This is a genomic window from Falsirhodobacter sp. alg1, from assembly GCF_000739715.2.
Classification (GTDB): domain Bacteria; phylum Pseudomonadota; class Alphaproteobacteria; order Rhodobacterales; family Rhodobacteraceae; genus Falsirhodobacter.
In genome coordinates, this window is record NZ_BBJC02000072.1 from 1 (window position 1) to 652 (window position 652).

The following is a 652-nucleotide window of genomic DNA, read 5'->3' on the forward strand; positions in this document are numbered from 1 at the left end:
AGATCCTTGCCTGAAGCAATTGTTGAAAAAATAGATCTTGCCGAAAGTTTTTGCGGAACTAAAGCCCGCACGCGTCGTTAACCCCTCAGAAAACAGGTCCTGCCGCATGTGATTTATAATCTGTGGCGGAAACTTCCCGGGTCAAGGGGGTGCGCCCTTGGATCGGGACCACRRMRMWSKWSWGYCAATACCGTGCGGTTGACGGCGGAAACCGGCGTGTTCGACTGGATATCGGATACCTATGACGACGACCTGCCGCATTGGGTCGAGGTGGGCGCGCGCGATCAGCTGGTGATTCCCTATACGCTAGAGGCGAACGACATGCGCTTTGCCACGGCGCCCGGCTATATCAACGGTCAGCAGTTCTTTACCTATCTGAGGGATGCCTTTGATACCCTGTGGGACGAAGGTGCTGCGGGATCGCCCAAGATGATGTCGATCGGGCTGCACAGCCGTCTGATCGGACGACCGGGCAAGGTTGCCGGGCTTGTGCGTTTTTCTGGAATATGCGGCGCAGAAGGGCGGTGCGTGGTTTGCCACACGCGGCCAGATTGCGGCGCATTGGGCCGCAACCCATCCGCATAGGCGACGCGAACGTCCCAGCCAGATGGACCGCGAGACGTTCGTGGCGCGTTTCGGCGGCATCGTCGAA

At 58.8% G+C, this 652-nt stretch carries 1 pseudogene; it reads left to right on the forward strand.

Features of this window, described 5'->3' with window-relative positions:
- Nucleotides 1–186: 186 nt before the first annotated feature.
- Nucleotides 187–652 (forward strand): annotated as a pseudogene (locus TR36_RS14240) (polysaccharide deacetylase); the annotation flags it as partial.